This is a genomic window from Psychrobacter fulvigenes, assembly GCF_904846155.1.
Lineage (GTDB): Bacteria > Pseudomonadota > Gammaproteobacteria > Pseudomonadales > Moraxellaceae > Psychrobacter > Psychrobacter fulvigenes.
This window is the reverse complement of the sequence record NZ_CAJGZP010000001.1, coordinates 3,118,527-3,144,549: the sequence shown is the minus strand read 5'-3', so window position 1 is coordinate 3,144,549 and position 26,023 is coordinate 3,118,527. Positions and strand designations below refer to the sequence as shown.

The 26,023-nt window shown below is 44.1% G+C and carries 27 protein-coding genes; 16 read left to right on the top strand and 11 right to left on the bottom strand.

The features are described from left to right. Nucleotides 1-62: 62 nt before the first annotated feature. Both JMX03_RS13300 and uvrC read left to right on the top strand, forming a co-directional pair. A complete protein-coding gene (locus JMX03_RS13300; RefSeq protein ID WP_201597333.1) occupies nucleotides 63-1,589 on the top strand; it encodes a DUF3360 family protein in 1,527 nt (508 codons plus the stop codon). Nucleotides 1,590-1,758: 169 nt separating this feature from the next. Further along, complete coding sequence (gene uvrC / locus JMX03_RS13295; RefSeq protein ID WP_201597331.1) at nucleotides 1,759-3,603, top strand: excinuclease ABC subunit UvrC; 1,845 nt, start codon at nucleotides 1,759-1,761, stop codon at nucleotides 3,601-3,603. A gap of 135 nt (nucleotides 3,604-3,738) precedes the next feature. On the opposite strand, the gene JMX03_RS13290 is transcribed toward uvrC, so the two are convergent. The 3 genes from JMX03_RS13290 to lgt are packed head-to-tail and all read right to left on the bottom strand — an operon-like array spanning nucleotide 3,739 to nucleotide 6,155. Further along, nucleotides 3,739-4,323 (bottom strand): dihydrofolate reductase, encoded by a 585-nt coding sequence (locus JMX03_RS13290; RefSeq protein ID WP_201597330.1) that lies wholly within the window; start codon nucleotides 4,321-4,323, stop codon nucleotides 3,739-3,741. 47 nt (nucleotides 4,324-4,370) lie between these two features. Next, nucleotides 4,371-5,231, bottom strand: a complete 861-nt coding sequence (locus JMX03_RS13285) for a thymidylate synthase (protein ID WP_201597329.1) — start codon at nucleotides 5,229-5,231, stop codon at nucleotides 4,371-4,373. 39 nt (nucleotides 5,232-5,270) lie between these two features. After that, entirely contained in the window at nucleotides 5,271-6,155 is an 885-nt protein-coding gene (gene lgt / locus JMX03_RS13280; RefSeq protein ID WP_201597328.1) for a prolipoprotein diacylglyceryl transferase, read from the bottom strand. A gap of 229 nt (nucleotides 6,156-6,384) precedes the next feature. Between lgt and JMX03_RS13275 the strand changes: the two genes are divergently transcribed. Together JMX03_RS13275 and JMX03_RS13270 are read left to right on the top strand one after the other, a co-directional pair. After that, on the top strand, nucleotides 6,385-8,049 hold the full coding sequence (locus JMX03_RS13275; RefSeq protein ID WP_201597326.1) for a DUF4139 domain-containing protein: 1,665 nt from the start codon (nucleotides 6,385-6,387) through the stop codon (nucleotides 8,047-8,049). A 15-nt stretch (nucleotides 8,050-8,064) separates the two neighbouring features. Beyond that, nucleotides 8,065-8,889, top strand: coding sequence for an NRDE family protein (locus JMX03_RS13270; protein WP_201597324.1), 825 nt, complete (start codon nucleotides 8,065-8,067; stop codon nucleotides 8,887-8,889). An 89-nt stretch (nucleotides 8,890-8,978) separates the two neighbouring features. Here JMX03_RS13270 and JMX03_RS13265 read toward each other — a convergent pair whose 3' ends face one another. Continuing rightward, the gene (locus JMX03_RS13265) at nucleotides 8,979-9,500 is read right to left on the bottom strand and encodes an RNA pyrophosphohydrolase (RefSeq protein ID WP_201573238.1); all 522 of its coding nucleotides are present in this window, start codon (nucleotides 9,498-9,500) and stop codon (nucleotides 8,979-8,981) included. Between the two features lie 441 nt (nucleotides 9,501-9,941). On the opposite strand from JMX03_RS13265, the gene JMX03_RS13260 reads away from it, so the two are divergent. Both JMX03_RS13260 and JMX03_RS13255 read left to right on the top strand, forming a co-directional pair. Then, on the top strand, nucleotides 9,942-10,355 hold the full coding sequence (locus JMX03_RS13260) for an OsmC family protein (protein ID WP_201573240.1): 414 nt from the start codon (nucleotides 9,942-9,944) through the stop codon (nucleotides 10,353-10,355). Nucleotides 10,356-10,369: 14 nt separating this feature from the next. Next, nucleotides 10,370-10,795 (top strand): MAPEG family protein, encoded by a 426-nt coding sequence (locus tag JMX03_RS13255; protein ID WP_201573242.1) that lies wholly within the window; start codon nucleotides 10,370-10,372, stop codon nucleotides 10,793-10,795. A 52-nt stretch (nucleotides 10,796-10,847) separates the two neighbouring features. Here the strand turns inward: JMX03_RS13255 and JMX03_RS13250 are convergent, their stop codons facing one another. From JMX03_RS13250 to JMX03_RS13220, 7 genes are all read right to left on the bottom strand, one after another. After that, nucleotides 10,848-11,885: a tRNA dihydrouridine synthase gene (locus JMX03_RS13250; protein WP_201597323.1), complete on the bottom strand. Its 1,038-nt coding sequence runs from the start codon at nucleotides 11,883-11,885 to the stop codon at nucleotides 10,848-10,850. A gap of 72 nt (nucleotides 11,886-11,957) precedes the next feature. Beyond that, nucleotides 11,958-13,454 (bottom strand): UvrD-helicase domain-containing protein, encoded by a 1,497-nt coding sequence (locus tag JMX03_RS13245; protein WP_201597322.1) that lies wholly within the window; start codon nucleotides 13,452-13,454, stop codon nucleotides 11,958-11,960. 185 nt (nucleotides 13,455-13,639) lie between these two features. Beyond that, nucleotides 13,640-14,467, bottom strand: a complete 828-nt coding sequence (gene tatC / locus JMX03_RS13240) for a twin-arginine translocase subunit TatC (protein ID WP_201597320.1) — start codon at nucleotides 14,465-14,467, stop codon at nucleotides 13,640-13,642. Then, nucleotides 14,464-15,228: a Sec-independent protein translocase protein TatB gene (tatB, locus tag JMX03_RS13235; RefSeq protein WP_227695794.1), complete on the bottom strand. Its 765-nt coding sequence runs from the start codon at nucleotides 15,226-15,228 to the stop codon at nucleotides 14,464-14,466. The genes tatC and tatB overlap by 4 nt, the downstream gene beginning before the upstream one ends. A gap of 44 nt (nucleotides 15,229-15,272) precedes the next feature. Continuing rightward, the gene (gene tatA, locus JMX03_RS13230) at nucleotides 15,273-15,527 is read right to left on the bottom strand and encodes a Sec-independent protein translocase subunit TatA (RefSeq protein ID WP_201573254.1); all 255 of its coding nucleotides are present in this window, start codon (nucleotides 15,525-15,527) and stop codon (nucleotides 15,273-15,275) included. A 286-nt stretch (nucleotides 15,528-15,813) separates the two neighbouring features. Then, a complete protein-coding gene (gene hisIE / locus JMX03_RS13225; protein WP_201597318.1) occupies nucleotides 15,814-16,668 on the bottom strand; it encodes a bifunctional phosphoribosyl-AMP cyclohydrolase/phosphoribosyl-ATP diphosphatase HisIE in 855 nt (284 codons plus the stop codon). A gap of 174 nt (nucleotides 16,669-16,842) precedes the next feature. Next, the gene (locus JMX03_RS13220; protein ID WP_201573265.1) at nucleotides 16,843-17,271 is read right to left on the bottom strand and encodes an acyl-CoA thioesterase; all 429 of its coding nucleotides are present in this window, start codon (nucleotides 17,269-17,271) and stop codon (nucleotides 16,843-16,845) included. A 407-nt stretch (nucleotides 17,272-17,678) separates the two neighbouring features. Here JMX03_RS13220 and rpmI point away from each other — a divergent pair, with 407 nt between their 5' ends. From rpmI to JMX03_RS13170, 10 genes are all read left to right on the top strand, one after another. Further along, entirely contained in the window at nucleotides 17,679-17,876 is a 198-nt protein-coding gene (gene rpmI / locus JMX03_RS13215; RefSeq protein WP_201573267.1) for a 50S ribosomal protein L35, read from the top strand. A gap of 139 nt (nucleotides 17,877-18,015) precedes the next feature. Next, entirely contained in the window at nucleotides 18,016-18,372 is a 357-nt protein-coding gene (gene rplT / locus JMX03_RS13210) for a 50S ribosomal protein L20 (protein ID WP_201573269.1), read from the top strand. Between the two features lie 413 nt (nucleotides 18,373-18,785). Next, complete coding sequence (gene pheS / locus JMX03_RS13205; protein ID WP_201573271.1) at nucleotides 18,786-19,841, top strand: phenylalanine--tRNA ligase subunit alpha; 1,056 nt, start codon at nucleotides 18,786-18,788, stop codon at nucleotides 19,839-19,841. A 104-nt stretch (nucleotides 19,842-19,945) separates the two neighbouring features. Next, on the top strand, nucleotides 19,946-22,351 hold the full coding sequence (gene pheT / locus JMX03_RS13200; RefSeq protein WP_201597316.1) for a phenylalanine--tRNA ligase subunit beta: 2,406 nt from the start codon (nucleotides 19,946-19,948) through the stop codon (nucleotides 22,349-22,351). 299 nt (nucleotides 22,352-22,650) lie between these two features. Continuing rightward, nucleotides 22,651-22,950 (top strand): integration host factor subunit alpha, encoded by a 300-nt coding sequence (locus JMX03_RS13195; protein WP_201573275.1) that lies wholly within the window; start codon nucleotides 22,651-22,653, stop codon nucleotides 22,948-22,950. A gap of 511 nt (nucleotides 22,951-23,461) precedes the next feature. Further along, a complete protein-coding gene (locus JMX03_RS13190) occupies nucleotides 23,462-23,770 on the top strand; it encodes a hypothetical protein (protein ID WP_201573278.1) in 309 nt (102 codons plus the stop codon). A gap of 386 nt (nucleotides 23,771-24,156) precedes the next feature. After that, nucleotides 24,157-24,771: a hypothetical protein gene (locus JMX03_RS13185; RefSeq protein ID WP_201573280.1), complete on the top strand. Its 615-nt coding sequence runs from the start codon at nucleotides 24,157-24,159 to the stop codon at nucleotides 24,769-24,771. 71 nt (nucleotides 24,772-24,842) lie between these two features. Next, entirely contained in the window at nucleotides 24,843-25,370 is a 528-nt protein-coding gene (locus JMX03_RS13180; protein WP_201597314.1) for a BLUF domain-containing protein, read from the top strand. A gap of 34 nt (nucleotides 25,371-25,404) precedes the next feature. After that, on the top strand, nucleotides 25,405-25,620 hold the full coding sequence (locus JMX03_RS13175; protein ID WP_201597313.1) for a BLUF domain-containing protein: 216 nt from the start codon (nucleotides 25,405-25,407) through the stop codon (nucleotides 25,618-25,620). A gap of 84 nt (nucleotides 25,621-25,704) precedes the next feature. Continuing rightward, nucleotides 25,705-25,842 (top strand): hypothetical protein, encoded by a 138-nt coding sequence (locus tag JMX03_RS13170; RefSeq protein ID WP_201597309.1) that lies wholly within the window; start codon nucleotides 25,705-25,707, stop codon nucleotides 25,840-25,842. Nucleotides 25,843-26,023: the final 181 nt, after the last annotated feature.

The window sequence follows — 26,023 nt, the reverse complement described above, 5'->3', positions numbered from 1 at the left end:
TTTTTGGAAATGATATAAATGGTCACTTATAGTCAAAATCTTAGTCGACATAAGGAGATGTGATGAGTAGTAATGAGATTCCCGCTTCAGGGTCTAATCCCCAGCAACCAAATCCATCTAATTACGATAGAGAATTACAAGGTAGCTATGCTGAGTTGCACAAGCCAAACTCAAGCTTTGAGAGCCGTGATGCTTATCTAAATCATGAACTGCAAATCATGCAGCCTAAACGTTGGCGTGCTAACCTGCCATTTCGTGACTATCGTTTTGAATACGAAGATACCATTCCAGCGATGGCGGCGACAATCGGTAAAGTAGTGATGGTGGGCGCCATTGCTGCAACCTTTGCAGGGCCATTGGGTTTAAGTGATGCCTTTGTATTAGAAAACGTGCGTTACGAGCTATTAATCGTTGCGTTCTTTGTTATTTTATTTTCAGGGTTTTTATTACCTACTGCCAACCTGGCAGGTACCCATGGTCCACTAATTCCTTTAATCCCTATTGTCGTCGCTGCTGGCGGCCATCCAATGGCCTTTGGTCTGCTTATTGGTGCCTTTGGTCTGTTGCTGGCAATCAGTAAAGGGGGGAGTTTGCTGGCAAACTTGACCAGTAAAGGCGTGTGTGGTGGTTTACTGCTATACCTAGGCTTTATTGGTACCATCTCGCAAGTCAAAAATCTATTTGCGTGGGCAGAAGCCATCAATATGGGGCACGTTGCTTTTACAGTGATTCTATTGACGATTGTGCTTTATGCCGTGTTAGAAAACTACAATAAGCGCTGGCTTGCAGTACCACTCAGTTGTTTATTAGGTGGCGGGGTCGCCTTTGCTATGGGTGCACCGTTTGCATTTGAAACAGCACCAGGCTTGCCAAACATGAATCCAATGTACTGGTGGGGTGACAATACCGGTTGGATGCTAGGTCTGCCAACCGTGGAGAGTTTCATTGTGGTACTGCCGTTTGCAGTGCTGGCGGTAGCTATGTGGTCACCAGACTTCTTAGGTCATCAGGTATTCCAAAAAATCAGCTATCCTGAGCGTACTGAGCGTGTACAGATGGATATCGATGATACAATGACCAGCGCCTCCATTCGTCAGGTAGCAGGCTCGGTACTTGGTGGTACCAACTTTGCATCGTCATGGGGTACTTATATTGTACCAGCGGCGATTGCTAAGCGTCCAATTCCAGCAGGTGCTGTCTTAACTGGTATCTTCTGTATCATCGCAGGTGTATGGGGCTATCCAATGGATCTCGCGATTTGGGAGCCAGTCATGTGTGTGGCGCTCATCGTGGGTGTCTTTATTCCGCTGCTTGAGGCGGGTATGGAGATGACACGCGAAGGTAAAACCACCCAGTCTGCTGCCATTGTGGTGTTTGCTTCAGCACTGGTGAATCCTGCGTTTGGTTGGTCGATTACGTTGGTGCTTGATAACCTGGGGCTGATTGGCTCAAAAGAGCGTAGTGCAAACTTGTCCAAGATGAGCCGCTGGATTATTCCAGTCGTCACTTTTATTGTATTGACAGGAGTGATGGCGATCGTTGGTATGTTGCCTGGTATTCCAGCATTACTACCGAGTTTCCGTCATTAATAAAACCTAGATCATTAATAAGCTTAGATAGTTGTCAGTAATTATAAAAAGTCAGCCATGGTGCTGGCTTTTTTTATGTATATAGATAAGCTTATAATGGTGCTTGCAAAGCACACTCTATCGCCCCATAAATAACTATATATCAATAGCTTAAGAGCAATAAAACCCTATGACAAACGTCTCAGAAACAACGCCTGTCGATGACAAGAAGGTTCGTCTTAATCATTTAATAAAACGCCTGCCAAACTTGCCAGGGGTATATAAAATGCTGGGTAAAAACGGTGATATTTTATACGTTGGTAAAGCGAAATCACTCAAAAGTCGTGTAAACAGCTATTTTGCTAAGACAATTGACCACCCAAAGACGCGGGCATTGGTAGCGCGGATTCATAATATCGAAACCATCATTACCCGTAGTGAGACTGAGGCGTTACTACTTGAGCAGAACCTGATTAAAGAATATCGTCCGCCTTATAATGTGCTGCTGCGTGATGATAAATCCTACCTTTATGTGTTTATATCTGCGGACAAGCCTTATCCAAGATTGGCTTATGGTCGCGGCAAAGGCAATCATCAAAAAGGTCGTTTCTTTGGGCCATTTCCGTCTGCTCATGCTGCAAAAGAAACGCTGGTCTTGATGCAAAAAATGTTTCAAATGCGTCAATGTACCAATACTTTTTTTAAACAGCGTAAGCGTCCATGTTTGGAGTATCAGATTAAGCGCTGCCGTGCGCCTTGTGTCGGCTTGGTATCACCAGAAGAGTATGCGGAAGATGTCAACAACACCATTCGCTTTTTAAAGGGCGATTCTAGTGATATTCACAATGCTTTGATTGAAAAGATGGAGAGTGCCGCTGAAGTACTAGACTTTGAAAAAGCGGTGTTTTATCGCGACCAGCTTTCTATGCTACGCGAAGTACAAGCAAGACAAGCTGTCTATACCGTACAGGGTGAGGCGGATGTAATCTCTATTGCCAGTCAGGCAGGCATGACGTGTGTGAACGTCTTAACGGTACGCGGTGGTCGGGTACTTGGCGGCAAAAACTACTTTCCTGATGTCGATAGTAATGAATCGCTAGCGGATAATTTGTCTGCTTTTATCAGCTCATTTTATTTTCAGGTGACCGATGATTTGCCTGCAGAGATTATATTGAGTCATGAATTGCCAGATCAGGTTGCTGTCAGTGAAGCGCTGGCCACGCATTTTGACAGCAAAGTCGTTATAAAAACCAGTGTGCGAGAACATCGCTCAGAGTGGTTGGACTTGGCAAAGCTCAATGCCAATAATGCGCTCAAAACCAAGCTCGGTGATTACTTAGAGCTGCATGCGCGCTTCGGCGCCCTCAAAGATGTATTGGCTGAAGTGACAGATCGTGCTATCGATCGGATTGAATGTTTCGATATCTCTCATACGATGGGTGAGGCGACCATCGGCAGCTGCGTGGTCTTTGATCAAGGAGGTGCGCGCAGGCGGGACTATCGTCAGTATGCCATCCACGATATTCAAGGCGGAGATGACTATGCCGCGATGAAGCAAGCGCTGACACGCCGCTATAAAAAACAGCCGCTACCCGATTTACTGCTCATTGATGGCGGAAAAGGTCAGCTTGGAATCGCCAAAGAAGTATTGACAGAGCTGGGTATTCTTGGCGACACCTTATTGGTAGGGGTTGCAAAAGGCGAGGGGCGCAAAGCGGGACTCGAAGTATTGCACTTCATCGATCATGAGCCGCTTGATTTACCAATGGATAGCAAGGCACTACATTTATTGATGCATATCCGCGATGAGGCACATCGTTTTGCCATCACAGCGCACCGTAAGAAGCGTGATAAGCGCCGTTCGTCGTCAGTGCTGGAAGTCATACCCGGACTGGGTGAGAAGCGCCGTCGTGACCTACTGAATCACTTTGGCGGCATGCAACAGCTGCTCGGTGCTTCTCAACAAGAGTTGGGAGGTGTGCAGGGGATTGGTCCAGTGTTAGCAAAGACCATTTATAAGGTGCTACATGAGTAGTCGAGGCTTTATTTTTATGAGGATTTCTTATATAGCCGGTTCAAAATAAAAAACTGGGGCTGCTTTAGAATCATCTAAGGCAGCCCCAGTTTTTTGAACTTATTAGATTTTTTGAACTTATTAATCAAGCGACTATTATTCAGCCGCTTTTCTTTTATAAGTCACAGATCTAAAATCTAATGCACTTTTTTCATCATGCATCTGCTCAGATTCTGTTGATACGGCAAATGCGCTTGGTAGCTCAGGATAAAAGGCATCGCCACCAGCGATTTCGATGTCTACATGAGTCAGCTCAATGCGATCCGTATACATCAAAGCATCACTAAATACGCGCTCGCCACCAATCACCCAAATCGTATCAAGGTGCGCTCCATGTGCAAGGCTGGCAGCTTGCGTCAAGGCATCATCTAAATTATGTACGACGTAGGCATTGTCTTTGTTTACCAAACCTTTTTGTTCAGCATAATCTAACTGACTGCTGATGATAAAGCTGACGCGCTTTGGCAAAGGCTTGCTGCCCATCGACTCAAACGTCTTGCGACCCATAATGACGATACCTTGAATGGCACTATCGCTAGTACCGTCATTTTGTTTGGTCGTCATCTTTTTAAAGTGCTGCAAATCTGCTGAGATATGCCACGGCAACTCATTGTCCTTACCGATACAGCGATTGCTGCTGATAGCAGCGATTTGGGCGACTTCAGTATGGGCATAACTCATAACGTATCCTTTTTATTCTCATCAAACAATGAAGTAGAAACGGCTGCTTATACTGCGACTTTGGCTTTGATAGCAGGATGGGATTCATAACCATCGACGCTAATATCTTCAAATTTAAAAGCAAAAATATCATCGACATCAGGGTTGAGCGTCAATGTTGGCAAGTCATAAAGCTCGCGCGTCAGCTGTAGCTCAACTTGCTCACGATGGTTTTGATAAATATGGCAGTCGCCACCCGTCCAGATAAATTCGCCAACTTCTAGTCCGCAAACTTGCGCGACCATATGGGTCAACAATGCATAGCTGGCGATATTAAACGGCACACCTAGGAATAGATCTGCTGAACGCTGATACAGCTGGCAGGACAGTTTATTATCTGCGACAAAAAACTGAAATAGCGTGTGACAAGGTGGTAGGGCAACCTGCTCCGCTTCACCTGGATTCCAGCCAGAGACGATTAGACGTCGTGAATTGGGGTTGGTTTTGATTTGCTCAATAACTTGGGTGATTTGATCGAAGCCATCATTATTATAGCTACCGTCATCGCTTTTAGTAGCGCCATAATTACGCCACTGATGACCATAAATAGGCCCTAAATCACCCGCAGGACGATTGAAGCGTGCTGTCTGTTCAGCGGTTGCCCATTCGTTCCATATCCGCACATTATGCTCTTGTAAGTAGTCGACGTGCGTGCTGCCACTCAAAAACCATAATAGCTCATAGGTGATAGACTTAAAATGGACTTTTTTGGTGGTTAACAGCGGAAATCCTGACGCTAAGTCAAAACGCAGCTGCGCACCGAAGTGGCTTAGCGTACCAGTACCCGTACGATCGCTTTTTTCGGTTCCTTCACTCATAACGTGACGTAGCAAATCTAGATAAGCCTGTTCATTCTTTGTGGTAATCATGATATTCAACTTAAATAAAAACTAATTTCATTTGACGAATCAATAAGCCGCTTGCTTACCCCAGTCATAGATGCCGCGTTTATAAGCATAAACCAGCAAGATAAAGCCAACGATAATCATCGGAGCGCTGAGTATTTGTCCTTTAGTCATCCAACCTAATAACACAAACCCTTGGTCGGCATCTGGCTGACGGAAAAACTCAATGATAAAGCGGCTGATGCCATAGCCTAGTAGGAACACAGCGGTCGCTGCCATACGTGGGCGCGGCTTAGATGAGTACCACCAAAGGAAGATAAATAACAATAAGCCTTCGGCAAAGGCTTCGTATAACTGTGATGGGTGACGCGGTAATAAATACTGACCATTCACTTCAATCATCAGTTCTTGCAGTGCTGGGTTGTCTTGCAGCTGTTGCATATCAAAGGCGGCAGCTTGCGGAAAGTAATTCAACCAATTATAACCGCCGTCAGACACTCGACCCCACAGCTCACCGTTGATATAGTTACCGATACGGCCAAATAGCAAGCCAGTTGGGACACAAGGCACCACAAAGTCAAATACTTCAAACGCGCTCTTTTTGTATTTGCGGGCAAAGAACCACATGCCGAGCATCACACCCAAAAAACCACCATGGAATGACATGCCACCTTCCCAAACCTTGAGAAGATAGGCTGGGTTTTGTAACAGCTCGCCGAATTGATAAAACAATACATAACCAACACGGCCACCTAAAATGACGCCAAGCGCACCATAAAACACTAAGTCGGAGACCATATCGGTTGACCAACTATCACGCTTGCTGCTGCGATACCATGCTAGACCGTAAGCGGCGGCAAAGGCCAATAAGTACATTAAGCCGTACCAGTGTACTTCTACTGGGCCCAAGGACAGCGCCACGGGATCATACTGAGGGTGAATCATCATAAGGGCATCATAAATATTGATAATAAAGTGCTGACTATGATAGCAAAAATAGCCACTTAGGCATACTAGATTACTTGAATGAGCACTCGTCATTACTTATCTAACAGCATTGCGATTATCTAGAATATTGGCAAAAAAACGGCTAAGATACAGAAGGCTTCAAGACATACTTAGCATAGTGACTATCGAACACGCCGTAATGGATTAATAATAATTTTAAGGAATAATTATGCAGTCTCAATGGTTAAAAGCAGCCGCTTTGACGGATCAGCAGCGTTCAGTGCAACTTCAGTCTAGTAAGCGAGTATCAAAAAAAATGCTTGCACCGCTGAGTTTATTTAGCCTAGCTGCTTTCAGCGTGACTCCGACTTATGCAGCAAATAGTAGTATCGAGCAAGTGACTATCTATCAAGGCTTGGCCAGTGTTACCCGTGCGCTGCCAATCAATGGCAGTGGTGAGCAGACGCTGGTGTTTTCTTGCTTGTCTCCTTATATTGATAAAGACAGCTTGAGCGTACAAGCGGCCAATGCTGTCAATGTGGGTGAAGTCAGTATCGAGACGCTAAGCGGTGAGCAAGCAGCCCAATGTCAATATCAAGGCGATGCCAACGTGCAGAAGCAGCAGGCGACCTTAGCTGATATCAGCGCTGAGCTAGAAGCCGCACGTCTGGCAAAAGCTTATCTGCAAAATCTGACCAAGGTCACGCAAATCAGCACAGACGGTACATTGGCCAATAATGCGCGCGATATAGAAGCTCAAGCGGCAAGCATTAATAAAAGAATTTTAGATATTCAGCAGCGCCAAGCGCGTGCTCAAGATGCCCTTAATCAGCTAATGGCGGGCAGTGCCACTTCGACCCATAATAGTGTAACGCAGGTGAGTGTGCGTACCGCTAGCCGCACGCCAAGCTCAGTAAAACTACATTACCAAGTGCGCGGTGCTGGTTGGCAACCGACTTATCAGGCGCGTCTAAATACGACGACTGAGCAGTTGAACATTACCGCATCGGCCATCATTGCCCAACAAACAGGGGAGAATTGGCTAAATATACCCTTAACCCTCAGCTCGGTTAATCCCAATCAAAATACTACCGGCCGTCTGCCCAATGTAGAGCGTCTCTCATTATATGAAGAAGACCAACAAAGGCTTGCCAAGTTTGCACAGCCAATGATGGAACCTGCTCCAGTAGTTGTCTCTGCAATGGATAGTTATGGTGGCGCTGCATCTGCACCAAATATAGCACCGCTGCCAAGCTTTACGGTTAGTAGCCAAAATAAAAACGGCATCACTGAGTACAAGCTACCGCAGCGGGTCAGTATTCCGAGCGATGGCAGACATGTACGTACGGTCATTGATGAGCAGTCTGGCAGCAGCAAGCTTTGGATTCGTAGTACGCCCAGTGTGGAAACCGCTGGTTATTGGTACGCATCTGCGCCATTCTTGACTCCAGCCTGGGTCGATGGTTCGCTACAGCTATACCGTGATGACAATTATATTGGCCAATCACGATACAGTTATCAGACCCTAAAAGAGCAGGGTATTGGCTTCGGTATTGATCCCAATACCATTGTGAAGCAAATCACTGATGAAGATAAGCAAGGTGATAAAGGCGCGTTTAATCGCACGCAAACCTTGACCAAAACCCAAGCTTATCAATTCACCAATCAACACAATCGTAATATACGCTTGCAAGTATTGGGTAGCGAGCCTGTCAGCCGTGATGACAACCTTAAAGTGACCATTACCCATACGCCGCCAGTGACTGAGCGCGACTGGAATGACAATAAAGGCATGGTGGCATGGGAGTTTGATTTGCCAAGCAAACAATCGAAAGTCATACAGTCCACCTCTCAGGTGAGCTATCCTGCTAGTAAAAAACTGGCAATTAATTAGACAAAAAGGAGTCTTATGTGTATCGTCGCCATCGCTTGGCAACTATTTGATGAGCTGCCACTGGTGTTGTTATCAAACCGTGATGAGTTTTTGCAGCGTCCAACCGAGCCTTTGCACCAGTGGGCGGACATGCCCATTTATGCTGGACGTGATAGCCAAAGTGGCGGCACCTGGTTGGGTATACATCAAGAGCTGCATTCGGATTTTCATCAGCAAAACGGACGCTGGGCGGCAGTATTGAACTTTCGCGATGGTGTGCTGGCAAGACCTGATGAGCGCTCACGCGGCGAGTTGGTCACGGGTTTTTTGACCAGTGAGTTAAGTCCGATGGCATTTGCACGGCAGATTGGCTTGCAAGACTATGCTGGGTTTAACTTGATTATTGGTGATAGCCAGCAAGCGGTCATGGTCAATAATCGCGGTCATGCACCCACGCCATTATATGCAGGGCTACATGTAGTCTCTAATGGTCAACCTGAGGACAGTTGGTTTAAGACTGAGAGACTACGCGGTCGGCTACGTCAAGAGGTACTGCCTCTGATTGCAGAAGATAGCTCTCTTGAATACTGGCAAGATGCAGCCTTTAATGTATTGTCAGATACGACTCCAGCACCAGCAGACAGGCTACCGGATACTGGTATGGCTACTGAGATTGAGCAAGCACTATCATCTATCTATATCGAGCCCATAGCTTTTGGAAATACGGAACAGAATGTACCCACTTATGGGACGCGTACTCAAAGCATTTTAACGTTGCGTCAGGGTGTTGATAATAGCTTAGACAGTGATAAAGGTTCAAAAGTTAATAAACTTATGAGCCGTGAAATAAATCTGAGTTAAAACACAATAAAAACGCCCACTCTGGCCTCTAGGGTTTCTAGATATCAGAGTGGGCGTTTTTATTGTGTGAAGTATATCAAGTCAGCTGTTTATTCCATCAACAAATGATTGTCTTGCTCAGGAATAATAAGCTCTTGTCTAAGAGGTAACTCACGTGCGAGCTCTTGCAAAGCTCTGCGATATACCCCGCGTTTGAAGTGAATCACTTGTCCGAGTGGATACCAGTAGCTGACCCATTGCCAATGGTCAAATTCTGGTTTGCCCTCATCGAAGCGGATGTGTTGAGTATTCGGCTCATCTAAGCGTAGCAAAAACCATTTTTGTTTTTGCCCAATACACAAAGGATACTGTCCTTGACGCACGTAACGTTTTGGCAGACGATAACGCAGCCAATCTTGCGTCACTGCCAATAAGTCTACGTGACGCGGATGCAAGCCGACCTCTTCCCAGAGCTCGCGATACATCGCATCCATCGGCGTCTCCCCACGGTCGATACCGCCTTGAGGAAACTGCCAAGCGTTGTGACCAATACGTTTCGCCCACAGAACTTGCCCTTGTGTATTTGCCAAGATGATGCCGACATTGGCGCGAAAGCCGTCTGCATCTATCATGACTAACCCTTTTAATTTATTTAAAAATAGCTTATCTCGAACTGATACAGTGACCACAATCATAATTATTATAAGTCGATTGTCATCAATACCATTTCAAAATAAGATTCATTACCGTTATTAAACCAAGAATTGGTCGAAATGTGTAACCCTATTTTGCTATAAAATGTTTCACAAATATAAACCTTATAAATCAAAGGTTTAGCTTAAGGGTTTTACCGGCGCTTATAGGGGTTATGTGACTGGATTTTTGCTAGCATGTTATAACGAATGACAGTTACGCTATAAAATCCTGTTTTGGCTTATGTTACACTAGCCATGTGCGGTTGTATCACTCGATGAAGGTCATTCAATAAAGAAGATCCAATAAAGATCATTCAATACAAAAACATCTAGCCGACTTGGCACAATCAAAGAGCAATTAAGAAAAGGGACAGCGAAATGGCAGAGTTAAAAGCAAGCGTGACGTGGCAAGAAAATAAAGCGTTTATGGGCGTGGCGCCATCTGGTCATAATGTACAGATTGATGCGGATAAAGAAAAAGGCGCAAGCCCGATGGAGCTAATCCTGCTTGGGCTTGGTGGTTGTGCCAGTTATGATGTGGTGGCGATTTTGCAAAAGTCGCGTCAAGAGGTACAGGATGTGCGTTGTGAGCTGACGGCTCAGCGTGCAGAGACTGTCCCAGCGGTGTATACCGATATTCATATGCATTTTGTGGTAACAGGTCAGGATATTTCAGACAAGCAAGTTGAGCGTGCCATCAGGCTGTCAAGCGATAAGTACTGCTCAGCCAGTCGCATGCTAGTACAAGGTGGGGTGAATGTTACCCATGATTTTGAAGTCATTGCAGGGTAGGGGTTAATACACTAATGAGTACACTCTTTGGGTTTATTCCTGATACTGCTGCCGCCGCAATTTGGGCCATGGTAATCGCCAGTATATTACCGTTTGTGTTTGCGATGCTGGCAAAAATGTTTGGAAATTTTCAACTGGCAGACAATGCACACCCTAGAGAAGCATTAGCAAAGCTTACAGGGAAGGCGGCCAGAGCGAACGCCGCCCAACAAAACAGCTTTGAGACTTTGCCCGTGTTTTTAGTAGCGGTATTGGTAGCGATGCTGTTTTTTGTGCCACAGTCAATAATTAACAACTTGGCCTGGTTGTATGTCTTTATTCGGATTGGTTATGGCGTAGCCTATATTATTAATTTATCGATATTTCGTTCGATATTATGGGCGCTGTCAATGGCTTGCTGCTTTATGTTGTTTTATCTAGCGATTCGCATGAGTACCTAGTTGTTTAGGTGTTATTTATAACTCATTACCGTAGAAGCCCATCAAGGCGGCGTTACTGCACGCTGCTTTGCAGGGCACTAATGATCGTTGCTTTGTTTTTTTCGCGTTTAATGCTCTCCCATAATATTTGCGCCTCACGATAGCCTTTAGTGAGCATCCCTAGCCATTGCTTATAACGTCCTACCAACACGATATCATTTTTGGCTTGTCCTTCTAAAAACTTAATCTGATGCGCTATCAAATCTTGCCATGAGAGTTCTGTATAGGTATCTAAACTTTCTAGGTTCTTTTTGAAGCCATCAACCTGCGCAATCAAATCTGGACGGGTGACTGCACCGCGGCCAAGCATAAGATGCTGCGAGCCTGACTGTGCCATACAGTTTTGTGCTTGCTCTGCATCCCATATCTCACCGTTGGCAATGACTGGAATATCTAGCGAATTAAAGCTCTGAATCTTATCCCAATAAGCGGGCGGCTTATAACCTTGGGTTTTGGTACGTGCATGAATGGTCAGCCAATCAGCACCACTGTCAGCAATTGCCCCGCGAATATCATCCATTCTACTGGTGTCTGTATAACCCAAACGAATCTTTGCCGATACTGGAATATGGGCAGGCACCGCGCGCCGTACCGCGCTGATGATCTCATACATGACAGTAGGCTCATCAAGCAGAACTGAGCCACCACGATGATTATTGACGGTCTTGGCAGGACAACCAAAATTGATATCAATAGCGGGTGCACCAAGCTCACACGCGTAAGCAGCGTTTTCTGCCATTAGCTGTGCTTCACTGCCTAATAGTTGCAAATGAATGGGCGTACCAGAAGCGGTCTTGGCATCATGATGCAGCTCGGGCACATATTTATAAAATACGTGCGCTGGCAGGACATTCTGGGTGACACGAATGAACTCACTGACGGACCAATCATAAGGTCGGCCTAAATCCGCTGCTATTTGCGTTAAGATTTGCCGCATCAAAGGATCGGTCAAGCCTTCCATTGGTGCGAGGAGGCGTACAGGATGTGCAAATAGCTGCTGTATATGAGAGTGTTGCCCTAAAAGCTGAGCTTGCTGAGTATCATTCTTCATTAGCGGCTAGTCATCATTATAAAGTGGCGTGGCTTAAAGGGTTTGACAGTAGATGGGTAGATGGAAGGGCTGTTAAGTTCCAAAAATCACCTTTTTGCCCGTCTGTAATCCCGATATCAAGTCCTTAATATTATGAATGTCTAAATTGGTCTTGGCACGGGTACAGGCGACATACAGCAAGCGTAATTCTTCAGGATTGATTTTAATGCCATTAGTCGTGACATCATAATAAAAGTCATCATCTAGCTGTACGCGAGACCACTCAAGCCCTTTGGCTTTATGTGCTGTTGAGATGACATAGTCAGCGTTGGCGATACTGGTCAAGCTATTGACTGCTTGACTCAAAACCTTAGTGCCGTGATCATCGACGAGCTTGACCAGAGTTTTAAGGTCGCTCCCCTCATTGGTCTCTGAATACTCTTGTACATCACTCCAATTATAAAAATACGCCAGCTCAGGGACGCCATAAGCCGACTTACCGTTTTTAAGGTTCTCTGCTGCCTGACAGAACTTCAGCATACGATCGGTATCGGCCTGTAAAGCCACCCGATGGCCAAGCTTAAGCCCTGTCAGTAACTGTGCCATTGCTGCGGCATTCGTACGGCAAAGGATGGCGTCTTTTTTGCTATGTACCATGCCTTTTTCCGTTGAGGACTGCTTATTGGGATTGCCTTTGAGCGGCACGTCTTCTTGTAATGCTTTTAGCAGTGTATTCGCAACTTCGGCAATTGGTTCGCCAAAGCGAAAAGATTGGGTAAGTAAGGTTTGCGGCAATGGCAGTTTTTTCATCGCATTCACCGCGCCGCGCCATTCATAAATCTGCTGATGGGCATCGCCAACATAGATCACTTGCCGTGGCTGCTGAGTCAAAATCCCCATCATTAAGGGATCAGCATCCTGTGCTTCATCAAATAAGATGAAGTCAGCAGGAATGCTTGGCTTAGATAGCGCCCACAATTTAAGATAAATATCGTGACCGATACCAGCGGGATGACGCGCATCAATAGATTGTAACCAGCGCTGCTCAACGGCAGGGTAGAGCATTTCACGTAGCTGCTCGCTATCTGACTCAGCAAGCCAGCTGGGAAATAACAAATGCCTTGGTGCAGGATAGCTGGCATGGGTGCTACAAAAATTACTGACCGCATCACTGACAAAACGCGAGAGCCTTGCGGGCGTCAAAGTAATGTATTTGTTAACGCCATCCATTTGCCGACGCACTTGCACTGGTTGTAATCCCAAATCATCGCCCAGACGCTTTGGAGAAAAGCGTGGCAAAGATAACTTAGCCGTAATATCACGGGCGACATGTCGATAAGCCAGTGAATGGAAGGTGCGACAATCGACGTGACCAGGGAATTTTGCGCGTGCATCATTGGCAATCCCTTTGTTAAACGCCAAATACAATCCGCGCCCACGCAAGCGCTCACCAATGAGCTTTAGGGTAGTGGTTTTACCGGCACCCGCATAGGCCACAACTTTGAACGATTTGTGATCCATCGCCATATTGAGCGCATTTAACTGCTCATCGGTTGGGTCGCTCATATAAGCGGGCATAGATGCAGACATAAAAAAGCTACCTAAAACTAAAAATGGCGGGGGTAAAAAAGCCATTGCTGACACAATGGCTAGTTTTTGCGAAAGTTATAATAACAACTGAGTGGTATTAATAAACGCTATGGTGAAGGGTAAGCGGGCTGTCAAAATATAAGTATAGAGTCACACTTGCGTTTTAGTACTTATAAGATGCAGCATTAACCATTATCTGCTAATAACTCAGGTTCTTTCTCTTCTTTGATCAGAATTTTTGCCAAGAATAACCCTAACTCAAATAATAACCACATCGGGAACGCTAACATCAGCATAGAGACACCATCAGGTGGCGTGGCTACCGCAGCGATAGCAAAACAGCCCACAATAATATAGCGCCGCTTATCTTCTAAGCTTTCAATGGAGACAATTCGCGCCAATATCAATAGCAAGGTGACGACAGGTATCTCAAAGGTCAGTCCAAACACCATAAATAGCTTTAAGGAAAAACTCAAATAACTATCAATATCGGTCATCGGCAGCACGTTTTGGGGTGCAAACATGATGAAGAACTTCAACACCCCTTTGAGTACCACAAAGTAGGCAAAAGCGACACCTGTATAAAACAGCACAATCGACGACAGTAAGACAGGAATCGCGACCTTTTTTTCTTTTTTATATAAGCCTGGAGCGACAAACGACCATATTTGATACAAAATATAAGGCATTGCCAAAAATGCAGCGACAAATATCGTCAAGCGTATCGGCGCCATGAAGTTCGAGGTAATGTCTGTGGCAATCATGGTTGAATTGGCGGGCAGCTGTGCAACCAAAGGGTCTGATAAAAAGTCGTACAGATCACGTGAAAACCCTGCCAATAGCAAGAATATCAGCAGCACTGCCACACAAATTTTGATGAGACGTGAGCGCAGTTCGATTAAGTGCTCCGTGATGGGCATATCAGCAAGAGAGTGGGATCCGTCGTCAGAGTCACCGTCTTTTGCGCTGTCTATTTTTTCTTGTCGGCTTTTTCGCCCTTTAAATAAATTCATTCATCCACCTCCTTTTTATCTAAGGGTGCAGACTCTGTCGATGAAGGAGTAGATGCTGTGTTACCTAGAGTATCTGGCTGTGTATATAATAAGATATCGGCTTGATAGTTAGGCAGGCGTGGCGCTGGAGGTAGACGGCGGGCTTTGTCGTAGCTACCCAGTCGAAACCACATGTTTTCCCATGGTTTGGTGATGATCGGCTGAGCTGCTACAGTCGGTGAGCCATCATTTAAGTCTTCATTGAGACTCTTGTCTTCGCTAAGACTAGCAGGCGTTTTAGGCTTTTCATTCTTCGAATAGCCTTCTTGCTTTTGGTGGTCTTGATAGCCTTCATGATCTTGATAATCATAAGCAAACTCTGCTGGTGCTTGTTTTGTCAGATCAGCTTTTACCTCTGAAGATTTTTGCGCGGTATTGCTTTCAAGAGCATCGGTATCGGACTGATGGATGGTATTGAGGCTTTTGTTTTGTGACTGCTCAAACTCTTGCATGCTGCCGCGCATCTCAGCCATTTCACGCTTCATTTCCGCTTCAGTTTTACGAATTTTGGCAATCTCATCTTGCATCAGCTTACGAGTTTCAGCCAAATCAAGCTCAGCTTCTATTTCAGATTGCAGAGTGGAAACCATACGGCGCATTTTGCCATACCATTGTCCAGCCGTGCGTGCAGCCTGAGGCATTTTTTCTGGACCCAGTACAATCAAAGCGATGACGCCAAACAAGAGTAGCTCGGAAAAGCCGATATCAAACAGAATTGTCAAATATATTTATTGGTATTCTAGGGGCTCTCATCACGCGGCACAATTTATACCTGATGCTTATCATCAACCTCTTTGCTAGTACGCGTGTCTGCTTGTGGGTCAGGAGTAGGGGTATCTGCTTCGTGATCAAGAACGCGGTGCTTGCGTGCATGCTCAGTCTCTTCGTCTTTGACGGCTTCTTTAAAGCCTTTAACTGCACCGCCTAAGTCCTTGCCAGCATTTTTGAGCTTGGAAGTACCAAATACGATAACCACCACAACCAATAAAATTAGCCAGTGAGTAATGGAAAAACTGCCCATAACGGTATCCTTATGTCTTAGTTTTAATACATCTACATGAATGCTTTTATTTTATAGGGTATTGATCTATTAAACAAAAAAATAAAAAATATAGACGTAAGATGCAAAGTTAAAAAAGACCTACATTATAACCTGCCCTTGTGGCAAAAAGGTGAAAGCAATCATAATCAAACAGAGTAAATGCTTACTTTAAGATTTCGCACGTTGTTTTTACAATGTCATTAGGGCGTGACCTCATTTTTAGCCCATTTAGGTATCCTTCGATTGAATTGAGGCCATGCCCTATTTATCGCGCTGCTTTTTCATCGATACCTGATAAGCCAAAGCGCCGACCTAGCTCGTTTAAGACGGCACCTGACTCTATGTCGAACCAAGCAAGGCCAATCAAGGTATGAAACCAGACATCGGCCACCTCATAGATCAGCTCATGACGCGCTTCATCATAGTGTATTTTATCGGTATTTTCATCGCAACTGGCAAAGTCTTTGGCAGCGATGATGCTTTCTGTGCTTTCTTCGCCGACTTTTTCTAATATCTTATTTAAACCCTTGGCGTATAAGCTTGCCACATAAGAGCTATCGGCATCGGCTTGTTTGCGCTCTGCTAGCACACGATCAAGCTGGGATAGGATAGTTGTATTGTGAGAGTTAGAGTTACTCTTATGGTTATCTAACTTGTCTTTGGTAGTGGAAGAGGTGGTGGAAGGCTCATCAGAATCAGAGTTGCTAGTGCTGTTATTAGAATTATAAATATCAGCAGGGTCTTTTAGTACGGCATCGACTGTTTGCCAAACTGGCTCTGCGCCTGTCAAGTCTAGACGTTGATAGAAACAAGATTCGCGGCCAGTATGACAGGCAATACCACCCACTTGAGTCACGCTAAGTACGATGACATCAGTATCGCAATCTATGCGGATGTCATGCACCTGTTGCGTATGGCCTGAAGACTCGCCTTTGTGCCATAATTTATTACGTGAGCGTGAAAAATAAACCGCAGTCTGCGTTTGTGCTGTTAACTGTAATGCCTCGGCGTTCATCCATGCCATCATCAGGATTCGCCCAGATTGATGGTCTTGTGCAATCGCAGGTATCAGACCATCAGTATTGAAATTCACAGTAGCTAGCCAAGCGGGTACAGTCATAGTCAGTCATCTTGTATAAGTTAGAATAAAGAGATAGGGTGGTTGAGATTTTAGCAATAAATGCTTTGCTAATATACAATAAAGAGCTGGCAGCGGCGTGCAATTTCGTAGAGTCGTTAGAATTAAATCATGAGTATTATGTAAATATTAAGAGGCTTCTTAGAGCTTGAGCAGCTATTGGTTTAAAGCGTCCTTGATATTTTTATTAAGCGCTATGGTTTTGTTTAGGCGATAATCATACAGACTCAGGTGCATACGAGCTTTTGCTACCAATGTGCCATCATACATACGCGTGACTTTAATTGCTATATCAGCATCATTATCAGTGATTTGCTCTAAGCCAACCTCAAATAAAATATCTTCGCGGGCACGTGCACGGCTGATGATAGCCAACTGTAAGTTGGTAACAGTCAAACCCTGACGGTCGGCAGTGATTTCTTTAATACCTTTAGAGTATAAAAATCTCATTTGCGCTTCTGTCAGCAGCTCTGTAAGAGACTCTAACCTCAAATGCTGACCGATATCAATCTCTGTATTGCGTATACGCATAACTGTTTCAAAGGTAAATAACCCGTCGTCGAATTCCAGCTCTTGATCTTTCAATGCTTTCTCCCCCACCAATGATTTGGTCGTCTTTATTCTCGTTAATATCAATAAAACATAGCTGAGAAGGACATTCAATCTATTTGGGTATGAGCGGTCGTATAAGCTAACCAGCTGTTTTATAAGGTCATAATTATCCATTATTAACTCGATAGTGGCCATGAATGAGCTTTTTTACAGCTAGAAAGTAAAAGGTACAGAGCAGGGTGTTTGAGCAAGAAAATAAATACATAAATCAGAACGACTGGACTCAAAATATAGGCTTTGCTAGCGGTGTCAAAACTTTGCTTGGCAATATCGTCGCAGTTCTGCTAAAATAGCGCCTCCCACCTCGAGGCAAGTAGTTCATTAGTTTGAATTTTATACTTGACGACCAGGTTCTATCAAAGACAAAGAGGCAAATCATCATGAAAGTTAAGATGAAAACCAGAAGCGGTGCAGCTAAACGCTTCAAAAAGACAGCGAACGGTTTTAAGCGTAAGCAAGCGTTCAAAAGCCATATCTTGACCAAGAAATCACCTAAGCGTATTCGCCAGTTGCGCGGTCTTAAGATGGTAGACAAGTCTGACGAAGCAGCAGTTCGTCGTATGTGTCCTTACCTCTAGTAGCCGACATATCGTCATTTATGTTTGATTTGGTATTACTGGATTAGAAATATTTGACTTTGCAATCTGATAATGATGTCTACTATTGAATGACATCGTGATTCGTTTAACAGTGATTAAAAATATCTTGGAGTAATTTATGGCCCGTGTAAAACGTGGTGTACAGGCAAATCGCCGTCACAAAAAAATCTTAAAGCGCGCAAAAGGCTACTACGGTGCCCGTTCACGTGTTTACCGCGTAGCGGTACAGGCAGTAACCAAAGCTGGTCAATATGCATATCGTGACCGTCGCAACAAAAAACGTACTTTCCGTCGTCTTTGGATCGCACGTATCAATGCTGGTGCACGTTTAAACGGCTTAAGCTATAGCCGCTTTATCAATGGCATGAAAAAAGCAAACATCGCAATCGATCGTCGCGTACTAGCAGACATCGCTATGCATGATGCAGCTGCTTTCACCGCATTGGTCGAAAAAGCAAAAGCGGAATTGGCCTAAATATTAACTGTCCTTTAGGTATTCAGCTTTTTAAGTGATTGTTTAAATGGATAGGAACAATATTGATTAATAGTGTGATATTAATAAAAGCTACCGCTGGTCGGTGGCTTTTTTTATATTAAAGTATTCTACTATTAGCACCATTTCCAAAAATTAGAGTAGCGCGGAAAACTTGTGCTAGTACTACTCCTAGTAAGCTTAGCAAGTTCGACAAAGTTAATCGCACTTTTTGGAAATGGTATTATTATCATGATGTGTTGTTACAGCTCTAACTGTCTAAATATTCAAGCCATTCATACAACCAGTCTGTATATTAAAATGATTGGGCAAATGGTTTGCAATATTTGGTCAAATCCCTACAATTACTAGTCACTATTATTAATAGCCCGTTTAAATCAGGAATAATGCGTCTTATGACTACCCCTGCTACCACCAACGACTTGTCGGCGCTACCGACCTTGTCCTCAGAGCTTAATGAGCTCAATGAAGCTCTGCTCAATGAGTTTGCCAGCGCTGCTGAAGCTCTAATCCTACAAGTAACCGATGCACGCACCTTACAAGACTTACGTGTCCAGTTGACGGGTAAAAAGAGCCCGTTAACGGGTTGGTCCAAGCAGATGGGCAAGCTCGATGCTGACGATAAAAAAGTCTATGGTGGCTGGTTGCATGGGGTACGTAGCCGCATCCAAGAGGCATTGACCGATCAGCAGCAGCAGTTAGAAGTTATCGCATTGAATGCCAAGCTTGAAAGCGAGCGTATCGATATCACCTTGCCTGCACGCGGTGGTCAAAAAGGCCATCTGCATCCAGTGACCATGATTACCCAGCGCATGCAGCAATACTTCATACAAGCGGGTTTCAACGTTGCCACTGGCCCTGAAGTTGAGAGCGACTATTATAACTTTGAAGCCCTAAATATTCCGTCGCATCATCCAGCACGCGCGATGCACGACACCTTTTATTTTGATGCGCACTATCTATTACGTACGCATACCAGTCCAGTGCAGATTCGTACAATGGAAAAAAACGAACCACCGATTCGTATCATCTGTCCGGGCCGCGTTTATCGTAATGACTCGGATCAAACTCATTCACCGATGTTTCATCAGTTAGAAGGTCTAATGGTGACTGAGTCGAGCACTTTTGCTGAGCTAAAAGGCTTGATTAGCGAGTTCTTAGAAGCGTTCTTTGCCAAAGAGCTGACCGTGCGTTTCCGCCCGTCATTTTTCCCATTTACTGAGCCTTCTGCTGAAGTAGATATCCTCGATGATAATGGTAAATGGCTTGAGGTTATGGGCTGCGGCATGGTGCATCCACAAGTACTGACCAACTGCGGTATTGATAGCGATAAATATACTGGCTTTGCTTTTGGCATGGGGATTGAGCGCTTTGCGATGCTGTATTACGGTATCGATGATTTGCGTTTGTTTTTCCAAAACGACGTACGTTTCTTAAAGCAGTTTGGCTAGAGTGCTCTCTGTTTATATAAACAGTGCTCCTTGTTAATACAACAAGTTGATTCGCCAACCTTTAATCCAAAATCTTTATTATAAAATTCTGACCCGAGATATTTATGAAAATTAGCGAACAGTGGCTACGTCAATGGGTGAATCCCAACAATAGCAGCGAGCAATTGGCCGAACAATTAACCATGGCAGGGCTTGAGATTGATGATCGCTTTGCGGTTGCCCGTGCCTTTAGTGGTGTAGTTGTTGGTGAAGTCATTAGCGTCGAGCAGCATCCAGATGCCGATAAATTGCGCGTCACGCAGGTTAATATTGGTGCCGCTGAGCCGCTACAAATCGTTTGCGGTGCGCCTAACGTCTATGTCGGTATGAAAGCGCCCGTTGCGACTGTTGGGGCAGTGTTGCCTTCCAATGACGATGCAGGCTTTAATATTAAGAAAAGCAAGCTACGCGGTGTGGCCTCAAACGGAATGCTTTGCGGTGCTTCAGAGATTGATTTGGTTGACGATATTGACGGTCTGCTTGAGTTGCCAGAAGATGCACCCGTCGGTACAGATATCCGTGAGTATTTGGGCTTAGACAATCAAATATTCGATATCTCTATCACGCCAAACCGTGGTGACTGCTTTAGTGTCCGCGGTATTGCGCGTGAGATATCGGTCATCAACGATTTGCCGATGCAAATGCCTGAGATTCCTGCCAACGCAGAAGTTGCTGAAAATGATGCTACGCCAGCGGTTACCGTAAGCGCGATCACCGCTTGCCCACGCTATTTATTACAATCGATTAGCAATATAGATCGTAGCATTGAGACACCAAAATGGATGCAAGACGCCTTGGTGCAGTCAGGACTACGCTCGCATAATTTCTTGGTTGATGTGACCAACTATGTGTTGATGGAGCTAGGGCAACCGCTACATGCGTTTGATGCTGATACCATTGTGGGTGATATCGTTGTGCGTTTGGCGCAGCCGCAAGAGACCATTACTTTACTCAATGAGCAAACCATTACTTTAACTGGCGATGAGTTAGTGATTGCTGATGATAAAGGCGCACTGGCACTTGCCGGTATCATGGGTGGTCAGCGTAGTAGTGTGACCGATAGCACGACTAATATTGTATTAGAGAGCGCCTTTTTTAGTCCGATGGCTATCGCTGCGCGTGCCCGCCGTTTCGGTCTACATACAGATGCCTCACAACGCTTTGAGCGTGGGGTAGACTTTGAGTTACCAGAGCTTGCGCTGGCACGTGCTTGCGATTTGATCACTAGCGTTACAGGCGGTCAAGCAGGTCAAAAAGTCAAAGCGGAAAGTACTGAGCACTTACCAGCACGTGCACCAATTACTTTGCCAGCCGCTAAGGTTCGCGATGTCATCGGCATTGAGGTTGAACCAGCAGTGATGGTACGTATTTTAGAGCAGTTAGGGTTTACAGTCGCGCAGCAGGCAGATAGCCTTATTTGTACGCCGCCATCTTATCGCTTTGATATGAGCATCAAGGAAGACTTAATCGAAGAGATTGCCCGTATTTATGGCTATGACAATATTCCGAGCGTCTTGCCGCACTTGCAAGTCAGCATGGACTATGACGATACATCGGATTTGACTCATGAGATGAAGCTGGTACTGGTCAACAATGGCTATATGGAAGCCATTAGCTTTAGCTTCAGTGATGCAAAATTAGAAGCATTGCTCGACGATGAAGCATTGGGAGAGGTGTTGGCATTGGCCAATCCTATCTCCAGTGACTTAGCCGTAATGCGCCGTACTTTGCTGTCAAGCTTATTACCCTGTGTGCAATACAACCTGAACCGTCAGCAGCCACGTATCCGCTTCTTTGAGACGGGTCTTAGCTTCGTCGGTCATAGCATTAGTGATTTGGTACAAACGCCAAGTATTGCTTTGGTGGCAGTTGGTGATGTCTGGGACGAGCAAGCCTATCAAAACCGTGCTTTAGACTTTTATGATCTTAAGCATGACATGGAGCAGTTATTACCTACGCAAATAGATGGCGCCCGTATTCGCTATGAGCGCAGTGATCTTAATTTCTTGCATCCTGGTCAGAGTGCCAAAATATATATCGATGATGAGTATGTCGGTTGGTTGGGTCAATTGCATCCTAATACTGCCAAACAGTTAGATTTGCCAGCTACTTGGGTCGCTCAGTTGTCACTTGCGCCACTGCTGACTCTAGTACGTGAGCAACACGAGATCATTACACCAAGTAAATTCCCACAAGTACGCCGTGATATTGCCATCTTAGTGGATAGTGAAATAAGCTTACAGACATTAGAGTCGACGATACGCGCTGCGGCAGGTGAGATGCTGACTGATCTATGGTTATTTGATGTTTATCAAGGCGACAAGGTGCCCACCGGCCAGCGTTCATTGGCCTTTGCGCTAATATGGCAAGACAGTACGCAAACCTTATCAGACGACGCGGTGAAGGCTGCAACGGACAAAGTTGTATTGGCATTGGCAGATCAGCATTCAGCGCAGCTGCGTGACAGCTAGCTGGTAATATACCAGTCAATATAAAGACAAATTAGATAAAAAATAGCTAAGCACTTATTAATAAAGGATTTTATCTTCAGTTCTCTTAAAAGTAGGATAAAAATCCTTTATAATAGCTAAGCTTATTCCACTTGGCAGCAATGCCATCATTAATATTAGCACCAACGTAATACCATCCTACTATCTACAGGCTAATACTTGCAGAGTGGGACGGCATTGGTGTTATTACAGCAGTTTAGTTGCTATACCACTAAGCTATATACATACCCAACATCACGACATAGCATAGGAGTCGTACTGTGAGCACCTTAACCAAGTCTGACATGATTGAGCACTTGATGAGTCGGCTTAACTTAACGCGTCAAGATAGCCGCTGTTTGGTTGAGAATTTTTTTGATGAGTTATCAGAGAGTTTAATTGAAGGTAAAGAGGTCAAGCTTTCAGGATTTGGTAATTTTGAACTTAAAGATAAAAACAGCCGTCCAGGCCGTAACCCTAAGACAGGGGAGCCTGTTGCTGTTTCTGCCCGTCGCGTCGTTACCTTTAAAACAGGCCAAAAGTTTCGTCAAAAAGTTGATGAGCGCTTATTTAATGATTAATCCAGTCAGCCTGTAGATTAGCTGATATTCATTGATTTCTTTGAGCCCGCATGACCAGATTTGAACGTAAACTGGTCATGCGGGCTTTTTACTTTAGTATAGCTACGGCGTCACTTTCACTTAGCATGCTCCAGTATAACTTGCACTCGGTTTCCTAGTATTAATACTATCGATAGTATTGGTGTGTTAATTGTCCCTACTATCTCAGCTCTATTCTGCTTATTCTTCTAGTCTCTTCTGAACCAAAATTACTTTCACTTGTACACATAAGTCATTATTTTATCAAGTGACTATCAGACAGCATATTAGTTCTGGCATGCCTCTTGCATCAAACAATATATAAGTAACCAGTCGTATTGAATCAATATGATTGGTTATATTGCACACCGAACCTATAGTTATCATTTTATCTACTGCAAGAGCTATGAAGATACGCTCTTAGAAGGTATGCCTAAAAAGACAATACATAGTGAAGGTGGCGTCTATCTAATTGTCCACTAGGGGCTATATTATGAATAGTACAGATATATTTCAAAAAAGTGATCTGGGTCGGCACGAAAGCAAAAATAAAAGCTTGGGCGTATTGTCGCAAGAAGCTAGAACTCTACTTATCATGATCAATGGTAAAACTCCTTATCAAAAATATATCGACTCACTTGATAAGTGCAATATATTTTCTGATTTTGGTGGTATAAAACCGTTGTTCGAGATGTTTTTAGAGCTTGGATACATCGAGCTTGTAGAGCAAGAAACAAGCACCTTTGAAAAGATACGTGCTTGTTTGCCAGTGAAGCGTTTGTCCTTGATAGAGTCTATATAAAATCAGTGCGGTACAGTCAAATTCGCATACGCACACCAATATTTATCTTATATCAAACTATGTCAAGTTTGGAGATATAAACTGACTAAGCATAAAACTGTATTCCCTACTAAAGGTGGAGTTCAAATTATTGTTTTCACTATCCTGACTTTTAGGAAAGTGTAATCTACTCGATGCAAAACTCTTACAGAGCATCAAAGTATCCTTTTAAAAATTAACTGACTGTATATCAATTAAGTTGCTATGAACTTCTGACGTTATCATAGGCATTTTTTAATAGCGCTTATAACGTTAGGAGGAGGCTGTATGACGGCTTATAGCATAAAAACTTACTTAGACAGCACGCATTGTAGTGACTGCTTAGGTATCGGTGATGGGCGTATAAAATGAACAACAATGATGTATTTCGAAAAAGTGATTTAGGCCGAGAAGAGATCAAAAATCAAACTCTGGGCGTGTTACCGCGTGAGGCAAGAACCTTACTCATCATGATTGATGGAAAAAAGACTTACCAGCACTATCTTGAGACACTGAATCAGAGCAAAATGTTTATAGAATTTGGTGGGGTAGAACCACTTTTTGAGTTGCTCGTAGAGTTTCAATGTATAGAGTTAGTCGGTCAGGACAACGCTTCTTCTCAAGTTATACCAACACCTAAGCCAGTATCTCAGTCTCAAGCGACGCAGCTTTCTTCAAAAAATATTGAGGCTGAGTTTGATAAGGCATTTAGTGTTCAGCAGTCAGATAAAAACTCTACGCCGAACAACGCTTTCACCTCTGGAAAGCCTGATAACACTTACGAAGTGCTAAAGTCGGAGTTAGCGACTTATATCGAAAAAAATGCAGCAGCTCAAGAAGCTTGGAGCTATTTGCTGAGCTTAGAGCAGTGCGATGATAGCTCACAGTTATTGGCTCTGGCTGAAGAAATTCAAAGCGCTAACAGTGGCAGCCTCTCACGTGGTATGAGTGGCTTCTTAAAAACTATTAAGCGTCAACTGTGATGCTTTCTTGGCAGTTATTTATTTGACTGTCGCATTCAATAAAAATCTAGCTAACTAATCGGAGTACCTTAATGGGACTAGCTGAGCTCTCAGAAGCAAATAATGCCAACATGTTGCATGGCGAGCATATTATTTTGCGGTTGACTTATATTAGCCGTTATAACAACCACAATGAGAATGGCGAGGTTACGTGCATTCTTGCTCAAGCACAACAGAACAATGCCCGCAACGGTATTACAGGAGCGCTGGTATTCAATCATAACTATTTTCTTCAAAGTATCGAAGGAGCTAGGCCGATGATTAATGAGCTGCTACGAAAACTGATCAAAGATGATAGGCATTTTTCGTTGCAAGTTATTGAATGCTGTGAGGTTGAGCAGCGACGTTGGAATAAATGGTCAATGAAATACTTGATTCCAAGTGAGGATAATAAAGAGCTTGCGCTTAAGTACTCAACGGGGTCCCAATTCAACCCTTACCTGATGAGTACCAAGCAAATTATGATGTTAATTGACACATTATCAACCATTCAAGAGCAAGAAGAAACAGAAGCAAATATCGCTTCTAAAAAGAAAAAGTCTTGGTTTTCAATCAGCTAGTTATACTCAATAGAACTTATATAAGAGATAAGATATGGCCCAATCGAACTCAGATGCACACATTCTAGTAAGCATGACATATGCAAGCCGCGCAAATCCAGATGTATCTGCTAAAGATTTCAATGAAATCTTACAACAAGCACAAAAGAACAATGCTGCTAATGGTATTACTGGTATGCTGGTTTTTAATAAAAATTATTTTTTACAAACTATTGAAGGCCCTAGAGCGCAGATAAATCGTCTATTATAAGGTTTGATTGCAGATCAGCGACATCACGATTTACAGCTCATTGAAACTCACGAGTTAAAACACAGAGAGTGGGCCAAGTGGTCGATGAACTATGCCTCACCCACAGAAGCGAATGCAGCTATCTATCTTAAGTACTCTACGACTATCGATTTCAATCCGTACTTATTGAATGCCGAAGCGGCTAGCAATCTAATGCGCGAGCTTAGTGCTCAAAAAGCATAGCTAAAAAATGAGTGATTATATATCCAAGATAACGCTACTTTTGATGCAGTCAAAAAACTAGGTACTTGAGTAAAGTGACATCGTTTTATCGTTGTAAGAGAATAAAAAAACAATAAAAAAGAGAGCCGTTAGGCTCTCTTTTTTTTTGACTCAGTATGTCTTTATTGCATAAGCAACAAAA